The following is a 22,759-nucleotide window of genomic DNA, read 5'->3' on the forward strand; positions in this document are numbered from 1 at the left end:
GAGGACTGACTTCGGGGTATCCCTGAGCCCTTCCCCGGCAATCGGTCGCATCCCTGTGCCATGTCCCATCGTTATTTCCATCCAAAGCCATGGGACATGGCATGGGGATGCGACATACGGGCCTGGGTGGGGCCGCCGTGCTTCAACCCACGCAGCAGGCACCGTCAACCCAGGTCGTCCGGGCCTCTCAGCTCCGGTCGGCGGGTTGAACGCTTTCGCCGAAGTCGATGAAGACACATGGCTCATCGCCGACGGTCCAACCATCGTGACCAGGCTCGATGACCATCACCTCACCCGGCCCGCCCTCTGCTTCTGTCCCGTCATCCGCCAGGACGTGCAGCCGGCCCGAGACGATGTACAGCGCATGCGGCGCCGTGCACAGCTCGCCATTGGTGTCCACGGTGTACCGCCATCCAGGCTTGGCAAGAGCCCGCCAGACGCTGTGGCCACCCACGGTGACACGCTCGGCATGTCCCATCTCCGAGTCGAACAATTCGTCGGGGTCGTCGAAGGTTCGTACGTCTAACTTCTCGCGTTGACCAGCCATATCAGCCTCATTCCGATCTATGAATCACTATCTGAGACAAGAGACCGAGGGAACCTATGGCCAATTTTAGCCCTGCTCGCTCACTCCTAGACAGCGTCAGTAACTCGCCTGCCGGTCGTAGACCCGCCGGCGGCAGACCCGCTGACTCAGTGCGCGGCCTCGTGCCAGGAGGAGCCGACGCCCACGTGGACGTCCAGGGGGACGTCGAGCTCGGCGGCGGCACCCATGTGGGTGGTCACCAGCTTCTCCAGGGCCTCCCGCTCGCCTGCGGCCACCTCGAAGATGAGCTCATCGTGGACCTGCAGCAGCAGCCGGGACTCCAGTCCCTCGGCGCGCAGCGCAGAGTCCACGCCGATCATCGCCTGCTTGATGATGTCAGCCGCGGAACCCTGGATCGGGGCGTTGAGCGCGGCGCGCTCGGCCATCTGGCGCAGCTGCCGGTTCTCGCTGGAGAGGTCCGGCAGGTAGCGACGCCGTCCGAACAGGGTGGATGTGAACCCGTCCTGCTTGGCCTGGGTGACCACTTCACGCAGGTAGTCGCGCACCCCGCCGAAGCGTTCGAAGTATTCGTTCATCAGGTTCCGGGCCTCGTCGACGCCGATGCCCAGCTGCTTGGAGAGCCCGAAGCTGGAGAGCCCGTAGGCCAGTCCGTAGCTCATCGCCTTGACCTTGGAGCGCTGCTCGGGCGTGATCTCCGCGGCCTCGACTCCGAACACCCGGGAGCCGACGAAGTTGTGCAGGTCCTCCCCTGCCCGGAACGCCTCGATCAGCGCCTGATCCTGAGACAGGTGCGCCATGATGCGCATCTCGATCTGTGAGTAGTCTGCGGTCAGCAGGGACTCGTAGCCGGAGCCGACCACGAACGCCTCGCGGATCTTCCGTCCCTCCGCAGTGCGCACCGGAATGTTCTGCAGGTTCGGGTTCAGCGAGGAGAGCCGGCCGGTGGCGGCGACGGTCTGCGCGTAGGTGGTGTGGATCCGGCCATCCCCGCTCACCGACTCGGTGAGACCGGTGACCGTCTGGCGCAGCCTGGAGGAGTCCCGATGGTTCATCAGGTGCACCAGGAAGTCGTTCTGGGTCTTGATCAGCAGCGCCTGCAGGGTCTCCACGTCAGTGGAGTAGCCGGTCTTGTTCTTCTTGACCCCGGCGGTGGGCAGCTCGAGCTCCTCGAAGAGCACGGCCTGCAGCTGCTTGGGCGAGCCCAGCTTCACCTCATGGCCGACCACCGCGTAGGCCTCCTGAGCGGAGGCCTCGATGGCCTCGGCGAACTCCGCGTCGAGCGAGTCCAGCTTCTCGGTGCTCACAGCGATGCCGGTGAGTTCCATCTGCAGCAGGATCTCGGCCAGCGGGATCTCCATCTCGCGCAGCAGCTTCTCACCGTTGCGCTCGACCAGCTGCTCCCCCAGCGCCTGGGAGAGCTGGTGCAGCAGCATTCCGTGCAGCGCGGCGGCGTCCAGGTCCTCCGCCGTGACCCCGGGCAGCAGGTCCTGGGAGGAGAACAGGTCCGGCCCCTGCGAACCGGAGGCCTCGGCGTCGTCCTCGGTGTGGCCGCCGAGGTAGGAGGCCGGGTCGGTGGAGGCACCCAGGTACTGGGTGACCAGCTCGGTGAAGGCGAAGTTCCGCCGGTCCGGCTGGATCAGGTAGCCGCTGATCAGGGTGTCCTCCACGGCGCCGCGCAGGTGCAGCCCGCGCCAGGCCAGCCGCTTGCCGGCGTCCTTGATGTCGTGGACCAGCTTCGGCGCCTCGGGGTCCTTCAGCCATTCGGCCAGCACCGCGTCGGCGTCCGCGTCGAGGGAGGTCAGCGAGAGCGCCAGCGCGGGGATGCCGGTCGGCTCGGGAGCGGACTCCGCGTCGTCGTCGTTCATCGTGGCTTCAGCAGCCACGTCGCCGGAGGCCGAGGGCACCAGCACGACGGCGAGCGCCTCGGCGATCCGGGCGGCCTCGTCGCGCTTGGGCTTGGTGGTCAGCGACTCCCCGGACCGGTCCAGGCAGAGCGCGATCGCCATCGGCGCCCCGGCGTGGGTCTTCAGGAACGTGGACAGCTCCTCGGCCTGCTCGGTGACGGTGACCGCGGGCAGTGCATCGGTGGGGGTGGGAGCGACCACGGTCTCCGGGAAGCGCGCGGCGAAGGTCTCGAAGAGCCGTTCGCGGATCTGGTTGAACTGCAGCGCGTCGAAGAGTGGGTCCAGGACTTCGCGGTCGGGGACCTGCAGCTCGGAGTCCTCCAGGGCCACCGGAAGCTCGAGGTCGCGCAGCAGCAGGTTCAGCTCGAGGTTGCGCTCCACATCGGCGAGCGCCTCGCGCAGGTTCTCCCCGGCCTTGCCGCCGATCAGGTGGGCGTTCTCGATGATCCCGCGGGTGGAGCCATATTCGGTGATCCACTTCGCGGCGGTCTTGGGCCCGACCTTGGGCACGCCGGGAAGGTTGTCCGCGGACTCCCCCACCAGGGCGGCGAGGTCCGGGTACTTCAGCGGCGGAACCAGGTACTTCTCCTCCACCGCCGCCGGATCCAGCATCGCGACCTTGGAGAGTCCCGAGGTGGGGTACATCAGGGTGGTCCGCTCGGTGACCAGCTGCAGGGTGTCCCGGTCGCCGGAGACGATCAGGGTCTCCCAGCCGGCGGTGTCGGCGCGGGTGGCGTAGGTCGCGACGATGTCATCGGCCTCGTAGCCCTCCAGGGTCACCACGGCGATGTTCATCCCCTCGGCGACCTGCTTGATCAGGTCGATCTGGCCGCGGAACTCCTCTGGCGTCTTCGCGCGGCCGCCCTTGTACTCGGCATAGGAGGTGTGCCGGAACGTCGGGGTGTCCAGGTCGAAGGCGAGGATCACGTGGGTGGGGAGTTCCTCACGGATCAGCTTGAGCAGCATGTTCGTGAAGCCATGCACCGCGTTGGTGTATTGGCCGGAATCCGTCAGGAAGCTCTCCGTGGGCAGGGCATAGAAGGCCCTGAACGCCATGGAGTGACCGTCGATGACCAGGAGTTTATGGGGGCTAGTTGACACGGGCCTAAGCCTATCGCGAGCCGGCGCGCTGACCCCAGACCTGCTTCGGGCTTGTTCCGGGCTTACTCTGCGCGTGCTCTGGGCCAGATCCCGGCTGCTGCGCCCACCTGCATCTAAGCTGATCCCCATGACTTCTGCGCATGACGACTCGAACCCGCTCTCGAACTACCCCGTCCCCGGCGTGCCCACTCCCCTCCCTGGTGAGGAGGAACGGACCGCACGGATGAAGGCCGCCGGGATCCCGGAGGAGTATCACCACCTCACCGGCCCGCACGGGACCACCCCGTTGGGCGCGAAGATGGGGCTGCGGTATCTCGAGATGAGCCCGGAGAAGATGGTCGCGACCATGCCGGTGGGCGGCAACGAGCAGAACGTGGGCCTCTTCCACGGCGGCGCACACATGGTGCTCGCTGAGACGCTCGGCTCGATCGCCGCGATCCTGCACGCCCGGGTCAACCTGGGCATCGACAACGCCGTGGTGGGCACCGAGCTCGGCGCCACCCACCACCGCTCGGCCACCGAGGGCCTGGTCACGGCCACCTGCACCCCGATCAACCTGGGCCGGCAGCTGACCAGCCACGAGATCGTGATGACCGACGACGCCGGCCGCCGCCTCTCGACCGCCCGGATGACGAACATGATCCTGCCCAAGCGGGGCTGATCGGCGGTGGGGTGCGTGCTCGTGTGACGCGACTCTCAACGCCACATTGAAAGTAGCCAAGAAATATCCTTGATGTGGACTAAAGTCGCGATCAGGTGGTTTCTGAACGGTAGCTTTAGGGGTCCTAAAATGATCGACGAAAAGAAGCGACAGCGCGCGCTCGACGCCATGAACATTCTGGATACGCCCGCCGACGAACGCGTAGACCGGATCACGCGAATGGCTCAACAGCTCTTCGACGTCCCGATGGTGAGCGTGAACCTCCTCGACAGGGAACGCCAGTGGAGCAAGTCGTCGGTCGGACTCGATGGCCGAGAGTCCCCGCGCGCGGGGGCCTTCTGCGACACGACGATCCAGCAGACCGGCACCCTGGTCGTCGAGGACTTGCGACGCCATGATCAGTTCGCCACCAGTCCCCACGTCACAGGTCCCGCGCATCTGCGCTTCTATGCCGGTCACCCGATACAGGCTCCGGGTGGCGAACAGGTCGGGGCACTCTGCCTGATAGACACCGAACCCCGGCAGTTCGACGAGCAGGAGCGCGACCTCCTTGAGGATCTCGCCCGCTGGGTCCAGACCGAACTGGCTCAGCAGCAGGAGCTGGACCATGCAGTCGTGGTTCAGCGCGCGCAGACTCCTCGCAACCTTCCCCAGCCGGCCGGGTTCACCGTGACAGCGGGCTCCGCTCCGGCGGGATGCGTCTCCGGGGACTTCCACGATCTGGTTCTCCGAGGGGATCGGCTGCGGGTCACACTGGCCGATGTCATGGGCAAGGGCACCGGTGCTGGAATCATCGCCTCCGCCGTGCGTGCCTCGATGCGCACCTCCCCGGAGCGTTCTCTGCAGGCCACGGTGGCTGAGATCGATTCCCTCCTGGAGCAGGACGTCGGTGATCTGCACATGTTCGTCACGCTGTTCTGCGCGGACATCGACATCCGCAGCGGAGAGGTCAGCTACGTCGACGGTGGACACAGCTTGAGCTTCATCCTGCGTGCCGATGGCAGCTGGGTTCACCTGGAATCCACCGGGCTGCCGCTGGCGATGGGCATGGGAGAGCTCCACGGAGTGAACACGGTACAGCTGAACCCCGGGGATGCCCTGCTCTCCTGCAGCGACGGACTCCTGGACCTCCTCGACCTCGAGGATCCCTTCGGTCAGGTGGAGGGGATCCTCCGTGAATCGGGACTCGACGGTGCGGTCAAGGAGGCATTGCGCCGTGCAGAACGCGCGGGGGCTCCCGATGACGTCACCGTGTTCGTCGTCCGAAGAGACCTGTGAACCCCGGGCAGACGGAGCAGACGCCTACCGGCAGCTGATCCCACCGCGGCCAGCGAGAAGTGGCGTCACGTCATCTCGGCCGACGGCACGTAGTAGGTAGTCCCTGGAGCTCATGTTCCGCCTTCGCTCTGATCGAGCTGCCCGTCGAGCTCCGTGATCGCAAACAGCTGCGCCGGCTCGATCTGCAGTGCGTCGCAGATCATGGTCAAGGTGGTGAAGCGGATGGCCTTGCCTCGGTTGTTCTTCAGCGTGGAGAGGTTCGCCATGGTGATTCCAGTGCGCCTCGAGAGCTCGGTCAGGGTCATACCCCTTTGCAGCAGTGCTTCATCGAGCCGGAAGACGATGCGGTGGGGTGGTGCATCCTGGGGTTCAGATGACGCCATCAACGTCTCGTTCCAGTTGGGCTCCGGCGCGGAACGCCGTGGTCAACGCCAGCGCGATCAGTCCACCGACAATGATCGTGACCGGCCAGTACGGAAGGTCGACCGCGATCGCGCTGTAATCTCCACCGAGGAGCTGCTCCGTGCCCTCGGGGTCAGGCGCTCCAGTGCTCGGCAGCAGACCGAGGTAGGAATTCAGGTACGCCACGGCGATGGTGTTGATGATGCCGATGAGCACACCCCCGACGATCAGTGTCGTCGACAGTGCGCGCCATCCACTGATGGCGGTCGGGCTGAAGGCCTCTCGCTCCGCGACGCGGCGGAGAACGCGAGCCAGCAGCCAGGCCGCAACGACGACGGTCAAGGTCTCCAAGAACAGGGGCACCGCGTTCAGGAGTCGCAGAGACAGTTCAGCATCCTCCAACGTGCCAGAGGTTCCTGGGCGGAGGTCTGCCTGATTGAGCATGGGGAGCCGTTCCAACGGAAGACCCGGCTCGACGGTGCCATCGGTCCACAGATAGCGCCCGGTGATGAGCACAAGGCCTTCGAAGAAGTGACCGATGGCCCAGACCGCGGCGACGAAGACGATGATGACCCGGACCAGCCAGTAGATGACGCCTTTGGGCTTGGCGGCCTCGACTGTCTCGGCTTCTGCGACCTGACTCATCCCGACTCCTTATCGAATATCAATGTATTGATAATCGATGTTAGGCGCCGACGCTGCTCCTGTCTAGAGCGTGTTCAGAGGCCGTTGCGTGACCTCTGAACGCAAGACGGTCTCTCCACCCTCCAGGAAACCGAACGCAATGCCCAGCGTCTGAGCATGAGCGCCACGGGCAGGACGGCGAGACAGGCGACCAGCCCGAACAACATGGGCGGTCCGCCGACATTCTCAACCCACCCGGCATGGAGGAAGACACCTGCCAGCACCAGCGCCGTGACGCCGAGCGACGCCGTCATGCCGTTCGCCCACCACCGCACTCGACCGACTGATGCGCTCTCCGCACACGTTCCCGTGACCAGCATCCACCCCGCCAGCAGCGCAGCCTCGAATCCCACGAGCGCCACGGTCACGGCTACCAAATACGGAGATTCCAGGTGCGCCACCTGCGGGTACTTTTCGGCGAGACCCGCCGCGGTGCGTGGAACCACGATGAGTTGCGCGATCAAGGCTCCGAACGCCAAGGTCCCGAGCGTGATGCGAATGCCGAGAAACTCTGACCTGGTCATGGGGGCCTCTCCCTAGTTCGGCGCACTGGCAGTGTCAGGGTTCTCCCGGCGCAGCAGGTCGCCAGGTTCACAGTCGAGGGCCTCGCAGAGCGCTTCCAGGGTGGAGAACCGGATGGCCCTGGCGTGATTGTTCTTCAGAATTGAGATGTTGGCCGGAGTGATGCCGACCCTCTCGGCCAGCTCACCCACCGACATCCGGCGTTCAGCGAGCATGACATCGATGGCGACCCTGATGGCCATCAGACGACCCCCGCCAGTTCGCTCCGGTAGTCGATCGCCTGCACCAACAGGCCCCGCATGACCGCGAGCAGAAGCAGGAGCGACACGCCCAGGGCCACGGCGCCGCCCAGACCGACCAGTGCCGGAGGCCCACCAACCTGGACGATGAAGATCAGGTGCACGAAGACCGCTGCGGCCAAGCCGGTGGTCATGATCAGCGCCATGACGATGACGTCGACCCATTTCAAGGCAGATCGGTCAAAGATCCGATCCTTCGACACCATCGAGGCCAGGCGCCAGGTAGCGATCAACCCCACCTGCACTCCCACGATGGCGGCGATCGCGAGAATTGCGTAGGGCACCGCCAGTGGTTCGAGCTCAGGAAACGCCTCTCCGGCACTGTTCGCGTTGATGGGGATCGCGACCTGGACGATGAGACTTCCCAGGAGCAGGAGGCTTATGGCAGCTCGGAGACCGATCGAGTACGCAGTAGACATGTATTGATTATCAATACAGACATATTGTTAGTCAATACATCACCCGGGAGTTCGCGACGTTCTGGTCGCGAGTGTCAATCCGGGGCAGACCCTGGGAGCTTCAGCGCCACCGCGCTACGGTGGTGAGATGGGTACTCCACGGACTCGCCACCACCCGATTCTCGCGGTCGCTGCGACAGGTGCGCTGATGCTCACAGCCTGCGGCGACGAAGAACCGGCACCTCAGCCCTCGATGTCTCCCACCCACCACTGGGTCGACTCAGGGGAGCCCTATCGCGAGTTGTCAGAAATCTCGTCTGAAGATGACGTGCCGCGCGGCGAGGTCCAGGAGCCCGTTGACGTGCTCTTCTCCCGCCACTATGTGAGGTTGGGAGACTACGAGGAAGTCGACGACGACCTGCTGCGGTTCCACTTCTCCATGGGCAACTTCGAATGCTATGGGTTGCAGTCCAGGGTGCAGGAGACCGAGGACGAGGTGGCTGTCGCCGTGATCGTCGGTACCCGTGAGGGCGTGGACGGGTGTACGGATGAAGGGCTCTACGGCGCCATCGACGTCGAACTCGAGGATCCCGTGGGCGACCGCGACGTCGTCGACCTCAGCCAACGTCTCTGAGGCGTCGAAAGCTTCTTGAGCGCGCCAATGGAAAGGCGATCAGCTACGGTTCAGGAGACAGATCCGTCGGCTTCCACACCACTAGGCAAAGGAACACGGCATGCCCTCCGCGCAGACCCACTTCTACGAGCCAGCGGAGGGACACGGACTGGCCCATTCACCCTTCAACTCGATCATCGCGCCACGGCCCATCGGGTGGATCTCGACTCAGAATGATGCCGGGCACCTCAATCTCGCGCCGTTCAGCTTCTTCAACGCGTTCAACTACAGCCCACCGATCATCGGCTTCGCGAGCAACGGACCCAAAGACACGCTGCTCAACGCCGAGTCCACCGGAGAGTTCTGCTGGAACCTGGCCGACGAATCCCTCGCCGACGCGATGAACGCTACTTCCGCAGCGGTTCCGTCCGAGGTGGACGAGTTCGCTCTTGCGGATGTCACCCCGGCCAGATCGAGAATCGTCGCCGTGCCCCACGTGGCTGAAGCGAAAGCGGTCTTTGAATGCCGAACCTCACAGATCGTGCCGCTCGTCTCCGCGGATGGAAGTCCCACAGTGACCACGGTCGTCTTCGGTGAAGTCGTCGGAGTCCATATCGACACGTCGCTGCTGGAGGCTGGCATCTACCAGACGGTAAGATCCAGACCCCTCCTGCGCGGCGGAGGCCCCTCGACCTACTTCACCATCCGAGACGACAACGCCAGAGACCTGACCCGACCGGGAACACCCAGCGGAGGATGAACGCTACTCCGGCACCGACGGGCAGCTGGCCACATCGGCCGCCGTCGCCACAGAATCGACGAGATCATTCCCGAACACGTCGGCGATCCGATCGTCGGTCGTGACGGACCAGCGCACGAGATCGGCGGACTCGAGCTCGGGCTTGTCGAAGTTGAACCAGTTCACCAGGCGCAGCTTCGGGAGCTGGGTTCGCAGGTCTTGCGAGTACACCTGGCGCCACCACCCCTGTTTGATCTCCAGGGCCAGCTCTGGATCCGCGGCAGCGGTGACGAAGGCCGCGGTCTCCGGGATCGCCATCGGCTTGTCTCGGTCTTCGGCGTAGCGGGCATAGAAGTCCGGAACGGAACTCTCGTCCCCACCGAGACCGTCATAGGCTCCGCGCAGCTGCGCGGTGAACTTGTCAGACTCGGGGACGTTGTTGCCGTCCCACGGGGACGCGCCCCCGTAGTGGTAGATCGTGAGCCCGACCCAGTCGACGACATCGTCACCGGGGTAATACGGCTCGTACGGATCGTCGGTCTCGGTCAGAGCACCGTCGGAGTTGGTATCTGCCCACTCGAAGTCCCCTGTGCCTTCCTGAGCGGAAGGGTCGCCTGCGGGGGCGTACTCACCGCCGGCGAATGGGTAGCCGCCGCCGTAGTTCGGGGCCCACATCATCTCGGTGGCTGTGGTGCCCTCCTTGACGGCCTGGGCGACCTTGCGGAAGGTCTCCACATAGGACTGCGGCTGCTGTCCCCAGGGGTACCAGGTGCCGTTCATCTCATGCGCGAAGCGCAGCAGCACCGGGACCGAGGAATCGTTGAGAGTGGCTAGGAGCTCCACCAGCTCCTGCACCGAGGCGCCATCGACGGCGTCCAGACCCTGGTGAGGTTCCAGGGTCAGCATCAGCGCCCCTCCCATGCCAGCGACCTCATCGGCGGCGCTCTGGATGCGTATCCGATCATCGGCGGTGAGCGGCATCTGGACGAAGATCCCGGCGACACCGGGCGCCACGCCCGTGGTCGTCGCGAACTGCTCAAGCGTCTCGACGTCCCAATCCGGATTCACGCCGAGAGTGAGGCGGTCCTCTGGGAGCGCCAGACCAGGAGGCAGCGCCTGGCCCGAGTGTGCCGCCTGACAGTACTCCATCACTACTCCTGCTGACTCGTCGTCCTGGGCTGATGATGAGGCCGAGCAGCCCCCGACCAAGGTGCTGGCGGTCGCGATGGTCAGCGCCACGGAGATGAGGCGGAAGGAAGGACGGGAACGCACGAGCCTCCTTCCGCTGGTGGGCTCGGGGGCCACGGGAACGTGACGCCTCGGCGAAACTGGTCTGGCCAATGTACCAAGGCGAAACCCGCATCGAGCCGAGGGTCACTCAGACTGTCGCATCGTCATGCCATGTCCCACAGCTTCGGACACACTGAGCGATGGAACACGGCAGAGGGGTGCGGCAAACATCAGTGCACGGCCCGAGCAGGAGACACTGCATTTTAAAAGCGGGTTGGTGACCAAAAAAACTTTTTTGTGATCTGCACCATCCAATTTCAATCTCGCTCCGAACCGTGCGTACATGGCCTGATCGGCCCCACGATCAAAAGTTGTGCGACCACACCACCCTGACGAGGAGTTCTTCTTATGCGTAAATCATCATTCTTCGCGGTTCCCACGCTCGCACTCGGCGCGCTGCTCGTGAGCGCCGGCCCAGCAATGGCCCATTCCGATCACGGCGGTGCCAGCGACGGCGCCGCCACCTCTACCTCCAGCGAGTCCTGGTCCTTCCAGACCAGCCTGGATCCCCTGAACAACAGCGGCACCGTCGGTGACGTGCTGATCGAGGGCCAGGGCAACCAGGCCACGGTCTACATGACAGTCGACGGCGCAGCCGAGACCTTCATGGACGGCCCCTTCCCCCACGCCCAGCACATCCACTTCGGAGCCCAGGGCATCTGCCCGCCAGCCGATGCTGATCAGAACGGCGACGGCGCCGTCAACGTTGAAGAAGGCGCACCCTTCTACGGCGGCATCGGCACCTCACTGACCATCGAGGGTGACACCTCACCGGACTCCGGCCTGGCAGTGGAGCGCTTCCCCGGTGGCAGCAGCTACACCTACGAGCGCGACCTGGAGATCTCCGATGACGTGCTGGCCTCCATCGTCGATGGCACCGGCGTCGTCGTGGTCCACGGCGTGGACCCCACGGTCCTGACCGAGGAAGCCGCGAACGCACAGTCCGAGCTTGATGAGTCGCTGCCCCTGGCCGCAACCCTTCCCGCCGCCTGCGGCACGCTGACCGCCTCACAGATGGGTGAAATGCCTGAAGGCGGCGCCGACACCGGCGTGGCCGGCGGCTCCGAAGGTGCAGGTATGGCCATGGCCGCCGGTGGCGGAGCACTCGCTCTCGGTGCCATCGGTGCCGGTGCGTACATCATGCGCAAGCGCACCGTCGAGTCCTGATCCGCAGCTGCAGGCGACTGGCGTCGCTGTGACGACGCCAGTCGGCTGAGGCAGACACCAGGAATCGAAGACACGATGTAGTGGCTCTGCGGAACCTCCGAGTTCCGCAGAGCCACTCTCGGCTCCCCATCGTCACTGCCGCCCAGAAGGTCCAACACCGAAAGAGAATTCCCATGCTTCCTCTTCGCCGGCACTACCCCGGGGCCATCCCCGCCGCGCCAGCCAGCCCGCGCCGCAGCGGCGCGCTGGCCCTCAGCTGCGCACTCATGCTGGCCCTCTCGGCATGTTCGCCCGGCCAGGACACAGAGCCCGCCGCCGGCGAAGAAGCAGCCCCCGCAGCCGTTGAATCCGAGGCGAGCGCACCGGAGACGACGGAACCCGCCGAGCCAGCGGAGACCGAAGCAGACCAAGACAGCCAGGCTCAGGACACCGGCGCAGGGGACACCGGCGCAGAGGACACCGAGCCCACACCGAGCCCTGCTGAGACCGAGGCGCCCGACGACGAAAGCCCCGAAACCACGCCCGAAGCCGCCCCCGAGGCGGCACCGCCGGCGTCCTTCTCCATCCCGGCCATCGGCGCCGGCTCGGACCTTCTGCACCTCGGCCTGCGCGAGAACGACACCCTCGATGTCCCGCCCGGCGACCCGGGCTCGCCAGCCAGCTGGTACACCGGCTCACCTGCCCCGGGAGAGTCTGGTCCGGCAGTGCTGCTGGGCCACGTCGATGACTCCCTGGGCCAGCCCGGGGTCTTCGCCGACCTGCCCGCTCTCGTGGAAGGCGACGAGATCACCGTGGACCAAGAAGACGGCGAGACCGCCACATTCGTGGTGACCAGGGCCGAGCAGTACGGGAAGAACACCTTCCCCACCCTGGAGGTCTACGGCAACACCAACGACCCAGAGCTGCGGCTCATCACCTGCGACGGCTACAACGAGGCAACCGGAGAATACGAAGACAACTACGTGGTCTACGCGACCCTCGCCGGCTAGCCCCGCTCTAATGGCCGGCGCAGCTCAGCTCCGCTTGGCGCGGGCAAGCAGCACGTCTAGGGCGTCCTCGATCGCCTCGGCGTGCTTCTCCGCCGTGTACCGATCCCGGACGACGGCGAGGCTCGCCTCCCCCAGCTGCTGCAGCTGATGGGGGGCGGCCAGGAGTTCGGTGAGGACCCTGCGCAGCGAGCCGGCGTCGCCGGACTGGTAGTGGCGTCCGGTGATCCCTTCCACCACGGCTTCGATCTCGGGGCTTGAATCCGGGTTGCCGTCCTCGGCGAGCACCGGGACTCCGAAGCTCATCGCCTGGGTGATGTTCAGCCCGGCCCCGCCCACGGAGACCGCTAGATCGGCCTGGGCATAGAGCTCGCGCAGCTGGTGATGGTCGTACACGGCCCCGAGGAACTCCGCGTCCACGCTGTGGTCGGCGAAGACCTGCTCCAGCCGGGGACGCTCCGCACCCTCCCCGACGATGAGCAGCTTCGGTCGGGCCTCCGCGGGCATGCCGCCGAGCGCTTCGGCGAGCAGGTCCAGGCGGTGCCGGGTGGTGAGCCGGGAGCTGTAGATGATCGTGGGCGAGGAGCCGGCGTCGTCGTCGGGGGTCTCTGCCCGGTCAGCAGCACGTGACTCGCGGGCCGAGCCGGTCTGCGCCTCACGGTAGATGCTGTTGTAGATGACCTGGATCTTCTCTGCCGGGACCCCGTACGAGCTGCCGAGCTCCTTGGCGCGGTCGCCGTAGACGAGCAGTCCGTCGGTGAACCGGTAGAAGGCCAGCCGGACCTGGCGCTTGAGCCCCTCCTCGGGACGCTTCCAGCCGTGGCCCCACATGATCAGGGTGCGTCCGCGCAGCGCGGCGACCGCAGAGGCCGCCCAAGCCGAGACCGTGGGGATCCGACCGGCGATCACGTACACGTCGTGGTGGCCGGCCCAGATCTCGCGGACCTGTCCGTGCTCCCACCAGAACCTGCCCACCGCGGAGAACCTCAGTGGACGAACCTTCGCGAGGACCTCGTCGGCGGCGGAGTGGATCGTGTCTGCGGCGGTGGCCTCGGAGTTCTTGAACCGGCCGACCAGGTCGAAGTCATAGCGCGTGGATTCCAGCAGCCGGCGCACCAGCGGCTCACGGTAGTGCGCGACGGTGGGCTGGACCACGAAATACACCCGGGGACGCGCCATGGGTTCCTCTCACCTCTGAGCTCGTATGGTCAGCAGATACACAAAAAGCCTCTCCTGCTGCGACCGAGGGGACCCGATCACCGGAGAGGCTTGGAATGAACTGGAGGGGATGACGGGAATCGAACCCGCATCGTTGGTTTGGAAGACCAAAGCTTTACCACTAAGCTACATCCCCGAATACGCCCGTGATCTCGACCTTTTCAAGCCGATCCATCGCCGTATCGAGACTTTACTGTAGCAAGCCGGACTGCCTCCACCAAACCCAACACACCTCGGGATAGTGTCGAGGGGTGATTCTCCCTGACTCTGCCTCCGCACCGCCCGAAAGCACCCCCGCCAGCGCTCCTGCAGACCCTTTCTCGTCCTCCGAGATCAAGGCGACGGCGGAGCATGCAGCCCAGGCCCATGAGCAGGCAGCTCGAGAACTCTCCAACTCAGGGCATCACGACCAGCTCTGGGAGCCGCTGGCGCGGGCGCACCGCGAACGCGCATCTGATCTGCGCAGCCGTGCCGCACGCGACGACGCCCAGAGCCAGACAACACCCCTCGCAGCGCCTCTCGCAGCACGGTCCGCTCAGGATTCTCTGGACGCCGCCCGCACCGCCGCCGCTGAGCTTCCCCCTATGGAACCGGGCATCTCGCGGCCCACCCTGGACCTGCGCATCGGGATCATCTGCGATCGGTTCCTCTTCGACACCTACTCCGGAGCGGCGACGCTCATCCCGATCACCCCGGAGAACTGGCAGGACCACGTCAACGACGTCGACCTGCTGCTCGTGGCCGCCACCTGGCGCGGGCACGACGGATTCTCCTGGGACAACACCGCGGAAGAAGCCCCAGCGCGCCGTCGGCTGCTGATCGAGACCATCATCCCGGCATTCCGTGAGGCCGGGGCGCCGCCGGTCTACTACGGCAAAGAGGACCCGCCGGACTACCGGCAGTTCCGCGATGTGGCCCGGGCCTGCGACCACATCTTCACCACTGCCGCTGAGGTTCTCAAGGACTACCGGCACGACTGCCCCGCGGCACACAGCATCGAAGTGCTGCCGTTCGGGGTCAACCCGCTGCTGCACTCCCCGATCGGGTCACGCAGCGCCCCCGCCGAGGCGCGCGAACTGATCTTCTTCGCCGGCTCCTGGATGGGCAAGAAGTACCACAAGCGCGCCCGCTACGCGGAGTGGATCTTCGACGGAGTGCTCGCCGCTGGCAAACCGCTGGCGATCATCGACCGCTGGTGGGACGAGGTCTCCGCCCAGCTGGACTCCGAACAGCCCATGCTCAGCGCCAATAAGCTGATCCCGGTCAAGTACTGGCCTTATCGGGTCCCGGCCATGGACCATCACGAGCTCATGGACCTGCAGCGCGTGGTGGATGTCGCCGTGAACCTGAACTCGGTGGTCGACTCGCAGACCATGTTCGCCAATAGGGCGCTGGAGCTGCAGGCCGCCGGCACGCTGGTGCTCTCCAGCTATAACCAGGGCCTGAACTCGTATCACCCGCAGGTGCGCATCGCGAACTCCGCAGCCGACGTGGAAGAGAGCCTGCGCGGACTCGACCTGGAGGAGCTGCGTCGCGCCCAGGGAGACGGCGTGAGGGAAGTCTTCCTGCGCCATCACGTCTCGGATCTGCTCACCCGGGTGGCTCGTACCGCGGGCAAACAGGTCACCTCCCAGCGAGAGCTCGTGGTCGCCGTCGCCGAGACCGTCACACCGGAGCTCGTCCAGGACATGGCCGCGCAGAGCCTCGCCGCGACGGGCCATGCACCGGTGGAGGTGCTCAGCTGGGAAGAGCTGGGCGCCCGAGCCGCGGATCCACTCGTGAAGCCCATCGACGTGCTGCTGCCACTCGCCGCGGATCGCCGGTATGGGCCGCACTACGCCGCTGATCATGTGGCGGCCTTCCGCTACCAGTCCGCAACGATCACCACGAAGCTCACCGGCTCCGCCGGCGAGGCCGACGAGCAGGCGCACCGGCACCAGCGCGGGTTCGACGACCTGGGCCTGACGGCCTGGTGGCGCCCCGAGTCGGCGGCACTCGTCACACCCGACGTGCTGGCCGCCTCTGGGCAGGACGCCCGGGTCTACGCCACCGATCATCTGGGGCATTCCACCGCAGCAGCCATCACCGCGTCAGGGCTTCTTCCAGCGGCGCTCCCACATGCCGGAGACGATCTGGCCAAGGTCAAGGCCGAGGTCCTTGCGACTGCGGAGGCCCAAGAGCTCGAGCTCTCCGTGATCGTCCCGATCTACAACAACGGCAACCACCTGCGGCACAAGGCCTTCGCTTCGCTGCGCCGCTCACCGCACTTCCCTCGCACCCACGTGCTGCTGATCGACGACGGCTCTTCAGATCCGGTCACCCTGGCGATCGTGGAGGAGCTGGCCCGGGCGTACGAGAATGTCTCGGCGTTCCGGCACGGCACCGGCGGCTCCGGCTCGGCCTCGCGCCCGCGCAACACCGGACTGGAGCTGACGGCCACCGAATATGTCACCTACCTGGACCCCGATGACGAGGAGCTGGAGGCCGGCTACCACCTGATGCAGCAGCGCCTGGCCGAGAAGCCCGACGCAGACTTCGCGATGGGCAGCCAGGCCACCTGGACCAAGCGGTACCAGACGTTGCGCGTCAACGACTGGTACCGCGGGATCGAGGAACACGACGGCCTGCGCTGGCCCACCCGCGATTCGCTGCGGGAGATCGGGTTCAAGCCTGCGTCGATCGAGAGCATCGTGGCCCGCACCGCGTGGCTGCAGGGCCTGGGACTGACCCAGCCGGTGGGCGCCACCGGGCAGGACACGTTCTTCTTCCAACAGATGCTGTTCTACGCGCGCGCGTACGTGCCGGTGGAGGAGTCGGTCTACGTCTACTTCGGAGCGGTCGACAACTCGATCGTGAATGTGGTCACCCCCGGCTACTTCAGGAAGTACCTGATCTTGGAAGCGGCTCGCAGCTCCTGGCTGCGGGAGGTCGGACTGCTCCAGGACTACCTCGACACCCGCTTCGAGAAGTTTCTCGTCACCTGGTACCTCCGGAAGTTCTCCCATGTGCCCGAGGCGGAGAAGGCGGAGGCCGCAGACGTGATTGCCCAGATCGCCGCGGTCTACGTAGATGATCCGTATCGGCACTCCTGGCGAACCCCGGAGGCGCTGCGCTTCTTCGGAGTCCACCAGCTGCCCTCGGCCAATAAAGTCCGACCGTTGGCAGGCCGGATCAAGCGCCGCGCTCTCAAGGCGGCCGAGCTGCAAGTGGCTCAGATCAAGCGCACCCGCCTGGGTCGCCGCGTCGGGGCTGTCTATCGCCGCAGGCTCAAACCCACGGCCAAGACCATGGAACGGGTGATCGCGCTGCGCCAGGTCTCTGCCGAGATCGATCGCATCCAGCGCCGCGGGTCCGGACACTGGGGCATCACCGCAGCAGAAGCGGCATACGCGCTGGCGGTCCAGGACCACAGAAGGAACGACGCCGGCTGAGTCAGGCCACTTGGTCTGGTTCTGCTTGCGGGGCTCCTCCTCCTGGGCAGTTGCAATATCCGGTTCCAACGTTGCTGCCGGAGATCTCAACTGCCCAGGAAGAGTTGCGGTCTGGATCGGGGCGAGAGTGAGACCCAGCTCCTCGCAGAACCTGTCTACCCCGGACGAGAGCCTGAGTTCAGCGGCCGTATTCCTCGTAGCGGCGCCCAGCGGCCGCCTGGAGCATGCCGAGGCCTTCGCGGTGGTAGACGCTGTCCACGTACCGCACTGGTGCGCGCTTGACTCGGCGCGCGGTGGTGCGAGCGACCCCGTAGCCGAGGCGTCCGAGCCCTTCGGCAGCGATCCGCAGCCGCAGCGCGGGCGTGGGCAGGTCCTGTTCGGCGCGCCGGATGAGCTTCGTGGCGCGCACGTGGCCGGCCCGGATTCCGCGTTGGCGCATCCAGGCGGGGCTGAGCCGCTCGGCGGGCAGGTCCTCTTCCACCCGGGCCTCGGCGCACCACCAGGAGCGCGCCCCGGCGGCCTGCATCCGGCCGAACAGGTCTGAATCCTCGCCACCGATGAAGCTGAACGCCTCATCAAACCGGTACCCGGCGCTGGTGAACCAGTGCGCCCGGACCAGCACATTATTCGTCGCGGCCCGGAGGCCCCAGGGGCCGGTCGGGAAATCGATGCGCCGGATGAAGCCGCTGGCCTGCAGCCACTCCGGCGGGTTCGCTCCGAAGTGGGTGATCACCGGACCGGAGACGGTATCAGCCCCGGAGGAGTTGGCGCAGTCGATCATGGTGCGCAGCCAATCGGGGGCGGCGCGCTCGTCGTCGTCGAGGAAGAGCACCGCCTCTGCGTCCGACGGAACAGCTTCCACCGCAGCGTTGCGCGCGGCGGCGATCCCCGGGCGAGGCTCATGGAGGTAGTGCGCGCTCGGGTACTGGGCGCGGACCTGGGCCTCGGCGTCGCCCTCGGGGCTGTTGTCCACCACGATCAAACGGGGCAGCTCGCGCTCCCCCAGCTCACCTGTCTCCCCCACTGAACCCAGTGCGCCCAGCTCCTGCGCGCGCAGCGAGTCCAGCAGCTCGGCCAGCGGCCCGGGACGGCGGTAGGTGCAGACACAGATGTAGGCGTTGGCGGCGGTGATCACCGGGCGGGCTCCTGCAGCAGCTTCCGCAGCAGCGCGGCGTAGCGGCGGCCCAGACCGGGAAGGTCGGCGTACTCAGCGACCCAGTCGCGTCCGCGGCGATCCACCGGGGTGGAGTCCGGGTCACGGGCGAGCTGGGTGAGGGTGGCGGCGATCTCTTCCGAGTCTCCGGAGAGGAAGCGGACGTTGGGGGCATGGCCGAGCACCCAGGCGGCCTCTCCGGTGACCGCGGCGGTGATGTGCTTGCCCAGGCCCAGCAGTTCGAAGGTCTTCGAGGGCACGGTCCAGGCGAAGGAGGCCCAGTCGGTGCGCAGGCTCACCAGCGCGGTGTCGGCCCAGCGATAGTGCTCCCAGATCTCCTCGCCGTGCACCGGGTCGAAGAACTCCACCGCGCCGCTCTCGAGCGCGCCGGATTCGGTCGCGATCTGACGCAGCTGATCCTTCTGGGTGCCGGAGCCGACGAGTCGGAGCCGGACATCGAGCCCCTCGGTGCGTGCACCGTCCTCATCACCCGGACCGGTCGGCCCGGTCTGCGCAAGCTGTCCGCGAGAGATCATGGCGACGGCCGCGATGATCCGTTCCAGGGCCTGGCTCTCCCCGTGGTTTCCCAGGTATGCGATGCGCAGCTCTCCGGGCTTCCGCGTCCGGTGGTCCAGCTGCGGCACCTGCTCCAGGGCCACACCGTTGCTGATGGTCTCCACCCGGGAGACGCCGCGTTCCCGCAGCCGCTGACCGAAGCCCTCGGTGACGGTGACGACAAGTTCAGCCCGTCGCTGGACGCTGACCACGGCGGATTCCATCACCTTGCCGAGCACGCCGGCCTTGACTCCCGCCTCGCGGGCCAGTTCCGGCCAGGCGTCGCGCATGTCGACCACCAGCGGGACCTGGCGGCAGCGGCTGACCAGCCAGCCGGCGCAGATGGTCGGCAGCGCCGGGACGGTGGCGATGACCAGATCGGGTTTCGGCGCGCCCATCGCCCGCGGCACCATCAGCACCGCGGAGGCAAGGTCGGAGGCGAAGCGTCCGGCGCGGGAGTTCCGCAGCAGGATGTAGGGGGTCCGGTGCAGCCGCTCGCCGGTGGGCCCCGGGGTGGGGCGCAGCCGGAACCGACCCTGCCCGCGGACCTCTTCCGGGGTGTGGTGCAGGTTCACGGCGGGGGTGACGACGTCGACCGCCCAGCCGTCCTGACGCAGCGAGCCCACGAGGCGCTCCCAGCGGCGCTGGGGTGCCGTGCGCTCAGGCCAATAGCTATGGGTGAGCAGCTGTACCCGAGGGGTCACTGCTGCCCTTCCTCTTCTTCGCGCAGCTCGGTGTACTCGATGAAGCCCTCCATGTTGTCGTTCTTCAGAGACCGCTGGAGCAGCTCCAGCATCTCTTCATCCTTGAGGATCACCTGCGCGCCGCTGGCCGTGGTGGCCATGTCCCCGGTGGGGATGGTGAACATCTCGATGTTGCCTGAGCGGATGTCGCGCATCTCCAGGGCGTAGGCGGCGATGGTGTTCGCGTTCAGGCCGTCATCCACGCTGAGGTAGGGCACGATTCCGTTGACCACGTCCATGACCCGCTGCGGGTTGGTGAGGGTATCGGCGGAGAGCAGCTGATCGACGATGCCGTTGATCACCAGCTGCTGGTTCTGCACCCGAGTGAAGTCTCCGTCGGCGAAGGCCTTGCGCTCCCGGACGAAGCGCAGCGCGTCGGCGCCGCCGAGGCGGATGTCGCCCTCGGGGAAGAACGCCGGGTTGTGCTGACCGGCGGAGAAGGGCTGCGGATTGTCCACATAGACCCCGCCCAGTGCGCCGGTCAGATCGGAGAAGCCTTCGAAGTCGATGATCGCCACGTGGTCGATGTGGGTGTTGAGCAGCTCTTCGATCGTGTCGACGACCAGCGGGTAGCCGCCTGCGCCCAGCGCGGAGTTGACCCGGCCCTGGCCTTCACCGGGGACATCCACCCAGAGATCGCGCACGATCGACATCACGTAGACGCCGGAGCGGTCGGCGGGGATGTGGACGAACATCATGGTGTCTGAGCGCTCAGCGCCGGCGTCGTCGCCGATCTCCCCGCGATACTCCAGATCGTCCTCGCCGCGGCTGTCGGAGCCGAGCAGCAGCATGTTGACCGTGCCGTCCTCGGTGCGCCCGAGGGTGTCACCGCCTTCGAGCTCGAGGTCAAGGACGTTGCGCTGCTCGTCGAAGGCGGTGCGCAGCTCATTGACGTAGAGCAGCCCGGCGCCGATCGCGAGGATCACCAGAACTGCGACGGCGATGAGGGCGTTGCGGATCAGGCGGCGTCGTCGTCGGGGGTCTTTGGGTGCCGGCTCCGTGGCGCCGTCTGATCCGGGGAGCTCGGGCGGGCCGGCCGGACCCTCCGTGGCGGGCTGGTCTGGGGACTTCTTGGGACCGATCGGGTGGCTCGACTGTGAGGCTGCCGTCGTGCCTGCGGGGAGCGGGGCGGCTCTGCGCGGGCGGTGCGGCTGTGGCTCGGGCGCGTTCTTATCGGCCACATACCCTCCTTTGCACGTTCGTCGATCCGATTCATGCTAGCCCAACAGTCTCTGCTGTCCCGCATTCGCCCTGTTCAGGCGCGCTGGCAGGGAGTGGGGCTATGTCTGGTGGTTCATGCGCGGGCGCGGCGGGGTCTGGGCTGGCAGGTCGGGCACCAGTATGAGGAGCGGCCCATGAACGGGTCCCGGCGGATGGTCGCGGCCCGCGGCGTGCCGGCGCAGCGTCGGCAGGGCTGCGAGGCGCGTCCGTAGCTCTGCAGCGAGCGGTCGAAGTAGCCCGAGGCGCCGTTGACGTTGACGTAGAGCGCGTCGAAGCTGGTCCCGCCGGCCTCCAGCGCGGCGAGCATCACGGTCTTGACCCCGCTGAGCAGCCGGGCGGATTCGGCGCGGGTGATGGTCTCGGTGGGGCGCAGGTAGTGGAGCTTCGCGAGCCAGAGTGCCTCATCGGCGTAGATGTTGCCGATCCCGGAGACCATGCCCTGATCCAGCAGCGCCCGTTTCAGGCCGGTCTTGCGGCGACGCAGGGTGCGGAAGAAGGTCTCCTCGTCGAATCCGGATTCCAGCGGGTCCGGGGCGATGTGGACGGCTGCCGCCGGCACGCTGCCACTGGGATGGGTAGAGGGGACCAGCTCAGAGATCTGCATGCCGCCGAAGATCCGCTGGTCGACGAAGCGCAGCTGCTTTGGGCTGGCGTCTCCCCCAGCGGCGCTGTCCCCGGCGGCGCTTTCCCCGCCAGCTCGGCCTCCGTCCAGCTCGAGCGTGACCTTGAGATGCTTCTGCGCCGCCGCGGAGGGCTCGTCGATGAGCACCTGTCCGCTCATGCCCAGATGGATCAGCAGCGAGTGCTGGACCGGACCGGGGCCGGGATCAGCGGCGACATCGAGTCCGGCGACGGACGCGGGAGGCGGTCCCAGCGGGATCCAGAGAAACTTGCCGCGGCGCTGGGGCTCCAGCAGCGTCTGCTGGGCCAGCGCGGCGGTGAAGGAGTCCAGTCGTGCCGGTTCAGCCAGCGGGGTGCCCAGCGCGTGGCGGCGCAGGCTGCGCGGATCGTGGATGGTGACGGACGTGATCGTGCGTCCCGTCGCCCAGCGACTGATGCCGCGGCGGACCACTTCGACCTCGGGCAGCTCGGGCATCAGCTGGAGGCGGGTGCGTTGTCCCCGAAGCGGTCCAGGACCAGAGTCAGGATATCGCCCTGTTCGCCGCGGCCGGCGGTGAGGGTCTCCACGGTGACGCGGGCCGCTTCGCGCTCGGCCTCCTTCTTGGAGGGGCCGGAGCCGGAGCCGTATGTGGTGCCCCCGATGACCAGGGTGGCGTTGAAGGACTTGTGGTGGTCCGGACCGAAGTCGGTGATCAGGTAGCGGATCTCGCCCATGTCCTGGGCGGCCGCGATCTCCTGGATGGTGGTCTTCCAGTCCTTGCCGGCGGTCATCGCGTCCTTGTCGCTGAGCAGCGGGACCACAAGACGCAGCACCAGACGACGCGCCGTCTCGGTGTCGGTGGAGAGGTAGGCGGCGCCGATGAGCGCCTCCATGGTGTCGGCAAGGATCGAGTCCTTGTCCTGGCCGCGGGTCAGCTGTTCGCCGGCGCCGAGGCTGATGTGGGGGCCCACGCAGAGGCTGCGGGCCACGCGTGCCAGGGCGCGGGTGCTCACCAGCGCGGCACGAAGTTTGGCGAGGTCGCCCTCAGCCAGATCCGGGAAGGTCCGGAAGAGGTAATCGGTCACTGCCAGGCCGAGGATCGAGTCCCCGAGGAACTCCAGCCGCTCATTGGTCGGCAGGTTGGAGTTCTCATAGGCGTAGGACCGATGCGTCAGGGCAAGGCGAAGAGTCCCGGGGGCAATATGCACCCCGAGACTCTTCACAAGCTCTTCGTGATCACTCACGT

Annotated in this window: 21 protein-coding genes and 1 tRNA gene; 7 read left to right on the forward strand and 15 right to left on the reverse strand. The window is 66.6% G+C overall.

Translation table 11 applies throughout. From position 1 onward, the window contains the following. Positions 1–187: 187 nt before the first annotated feature. Positions 188–547, reverse strand: coding sequence for a cupin domain-containing protein (locus ACHAA4_RS03305; protein ID WP_435772752.1), 360 nt, complete (start codon positions 545–547; stop codon positions 188–190). Between the two features lie 146 nt (positions 548–693). Next, positions 694–3,552 (reverse strand): DNA polymerase I, encoded by a 2,859-nt coding sequence (gene polA, locus ACHAA4_RS03310; RefSeq protein WP_435772753.1) that lies wholly within the window; start codon positions 3,550–3,552, stop codon positions 694–696. Positions 3,553–3,679: 127 nt separating this feature from the next. Between polA and ACHAA4_RS03315 the strand changes: the two genes are divergently transcribed. Beyond that, entirely contained in the window at positions 3,680–4,213 is a 534-nt protein-coding gene (locus tag ACHAA4_RS03315) for a hotdog fold thioesterase (RefSeq protein WP_435772754.1), read from the forward strand. 129 nt (positions 4,214–4,342) lie between these two features. After that, positions 4,343–5,491: a PP2C family protein-serine/threonine phosphatase gene (locus ACHAA4_RS03320; protein ID WP_435772755.1), complete on the forward strand. Its 1,149-nt coding sequence runs from the start codon at positions 4,343–4,345 to the stop codon at positions 5,489–5,491. Between the two features lie 110 nt (positions 5,492–5,601). Here the strand turns inward: ACHAA4_RS03320 and ACHAA4_RS03325 are convergent, their stop codons facing one another. From ACHAA4_RS03325 to ACHAA4_RS03345, 5 genes are all read right to left on the reverse strand, one after another. After that, positions 5,602–5,874, reverse strand: a complete 273-nt coding sequence (locus ACHAA4_RS03325) for a helix-turn-helix domain-containing protein (RefSeq protein ID WP_435772756.1) — start codon at positions 5,872–5,874, stop codon at positions 5,602–5,604. After that, positions 5,861–6,538: a hypothetical protein gene (locus tag ACHAA4_RS03330; protein ID WP_435772757.1), complete on the reverse strand. Its 678-nt coding sequence runs from the start codon at positions 6,536–6,538 to the stop codon at positions 5,861–5,863. Before ACHAA4_RS03330 ends, ACHAA4_RS03325 begins: the two co-directional genes overlap by 14 nt. 74 nt (positions 6,539–6,612) lie before the next feature. Further along, positions 6,613–7,101, reverse strand: a complete 489-nt coding sequence (locus tag ACHAA4_RS03335) for a hypothetical protein (RefSeq protein WP_435772758.1) — start codon at positions 7,099–7,101, stop codon at positions 6,613–6,615. Between the two features lie 12 nt (positions 7,102–7,113). Further along, positions 7,114–7,341, reverse strand: a complete 228-nt coding sequence (locus ACHAA4_RS03340) for a helix-turn-helix domain-containing protein (RefSeq protein ID WP_435772759.1) — start codon at positions 7,339–7,341, stop codon at positions 7,114–7,116. Beyond that, positions 7,341–7,817 carry a DUF2975 domain-containing protein gene (locus ACHAA4_RS03345; RefSeq protein WP_435772760.1) on the reverse strand — a complete coding sequence of 159 codons (477 nt, stop codon included), beginning with the start codon at positions 7,815–7,817 and terminating at the stop codon, positions 7,341–7,343. Before ACHAA4_RS03345 ends, ACHAA4_RS03340 begins: the two co-directional genes overlap by 1 nt. 280 nt (positions 7,818–8,097) lie before the next feature. Between ACHAA4_RS03345 and ACHAA4_RS03350 the strand changes: the two genes are divergently transcribed. After that, positions 8,098–8,430 (forward strand): hypothetical protein, encoded by a 333-nt coding sequence (locus tag ACHAA4_RS03350; RefSeq protein ID WP_435772761.1) that lies wholly within the window; start codon positions 8,098–8,100, stop codon positions 8,428–8,430. Between the two features lie 100 nt (positions 8,431–8,530). After that, on the forward strand, positions 8,531–9,169 hold the full coding sequence (locus ACHAA4_RS03355) for a flavin reductase family protein (RefSeq protein ID WP_435772762.1): 639 nt from the start codon (positions 8,531–8,533) through the stop codon (positions 9,167–9,169). Between the two features lie 3 nt (positions 9,170–9,172). On the opposite strand, the gene ACHAA4_RS03360 is transcribed toward ACHAA4_RS03355, so the two are convergent. Next, positions 9,173–10,420: a glycoside hydrolase family 26 protein gene (locus ACHAA4_RS03360; protein WP_435772763.1), complete on the reverse strand. Its 1,248-nt coding sequence runs from the start codon at positions 10,418–10,420 to the stop codon at positions 9,173–9,175. A 366-nt stretch (positions 10,421–10,786) separates the two neighbouring features. Here ACHAA4_RS03360 and ACHAA4_RS03365 point away from each other — a divergent pair, with 366 nt between their 5' ends. Continuing rightward, positions 10,787–11,605: a hypothetical protein gene (locus ACHAA4_RS03365; protein ID WP_435772764.1), complete on the forward strand. Its 819-nt coding sequence runs from the start codon at positions 10,787–10,789 to the stop codon at positions 11,603–11,605. Positions 11,606–11,778: 173 nt separating this feature from the next. Continuing rightward, positions 11,779–12,594, forward strand: coding sequence for a sortase domain-containing protein (locus ACHAA4_RS03370; protein WP_435772765.1), 816 nt, complete (start codon positions 11,779–11,781; stop codon positions 12,592–12,594). Between the two features lie 24 nt (positions 12,595–12,618). Here ACHAA4_RS03370 and ACHAA4_RS03375 read toward each other — a convergent pair whose 3' ends face one another. Together ACHAA4_RS03375 and ACHAA4_RS03380 are read right to left on the reverse strand one after the other, a co-directional pair. Further along, a complete protein-coding gene (locus ACHAA4_RS03375; protein ID WP_435772766.1) occupies positions 12,619–13,770 on the reverse strand; it encodes a glycosyltransferase family 4 protein in 1,152 nt (383 codons plus the stop codon). A gap of 101 nt (positions 13,771–13,871) precedes the next feature. After that, positions 13,872–13,945: transfer RNA gene (locus ACHAA4_RS03380), tRNA-Gly, on the reverse strand. A 115-nt stretch (positions 13,946–14,060) separates the two neighbouring features. On the opposite strand from ACHAA4_RS03380, the gene ACHAA4_RS03385 reads away from it, so the two are divergent. Continuing rightward, positions 14,061–17,240, forward strand: a complete 3,180-nt coding sequence (locus ACHAA4_RS03385; protein WP_435772767.1) for a glycosyltransferase — start codon at positions 14,061–14,063, stop codon at positions 17,238–17,240. 178 nt (positions 17,241–17,418) lie between these two features. Here ACHAA4_RS03385 and ACHAA4_RS03390 read toward each other — a convergent pair whose 3' ends face one another. The 5 genes from ACHAA4_RS03390 to rnc all read right to left on the reverse strand — a co-directional run bounded on the left by ACHAA4_RS03390 (position 17,419) and on the right by rnc (position 22,757). Continuing rightward, complete coding sequence (locus ACHAA4_RS03390) at positions 17,419–18,375, reverse strand: glycosyltransferase family 2 protein (protein WP_435772768.1); 957 nt, start codon at positions 18,373–18,375, stop codon at positions 17,419–17,421. Then, positions 18,372–19,652: a glycosyltransferase family 4 protein gene (locus ACHAA4_RS03395; RefSeq protein ID WP_435772769.1), complete on the reverse strand. Its 1,281-nt coding sequence runs from the start codon at positions 19,650–19,652 to the stop codon at positions 18,372–18,374. Before ACHAA4_RS03395 ends, ACHAA4_RS03390 begins: the two co-directional genes overlap by 4 nt. Then, a complete protein-coding gene (locus ACHAA4_RS03400) occupies positions 19,649–20,872 on the reverse strand; it encodes an LCP family protein (RefSeq protein WP_435772770.1) in 1,224 nt (407 codons plus the stop codon). The genes ACHAA4_RS03395 and ACHAA4_RS03400 overlap by 4 nt, the downstream gene beginning before the upstream one ends. Positions 20,873–20,985: 113 nt before the next feature. Beyond that, on the reverse strand, positions 20,986–22,008 hold the full coding sequence (gene mutM / locus ACHAA4_RS03405; protein ID WP_435772771.1) for a bifunctional DNA-formamidopyrimidine glycosylase/DNA-(apurinic or apyrimidinic site) lyase: 1,023 nt from the start codon (positions 22,006–22,008) through the stop codon (positions 20,986–20,988). Next, on the reverse strand, positions 22,008–22,757 hold the full coding sequence (gene rnc / locus ACHAA4_RS03410; protein ID WP_435772772.1) for a ribonuclease III: 750 nt from the start codon (positions 22,755–22,757) through the stop codon (positions 22,008–22,010). Before rnc ends, mutM begins: the two co-directional genes overlap by 1 nt. Positions 22,758–22,759: the final 2 nt, after the last annotated feature.

Origin of the sequence: Nesterenkonia maliinae (genome assembly GCF_051262655.1) — a bacterium.
Taxonomy (GTDB): domain Bacteria; phylum Actinomycetota; class Actinomycetes; order Actinomycetales; family Micrococcaceae; genus Nesterenkonia.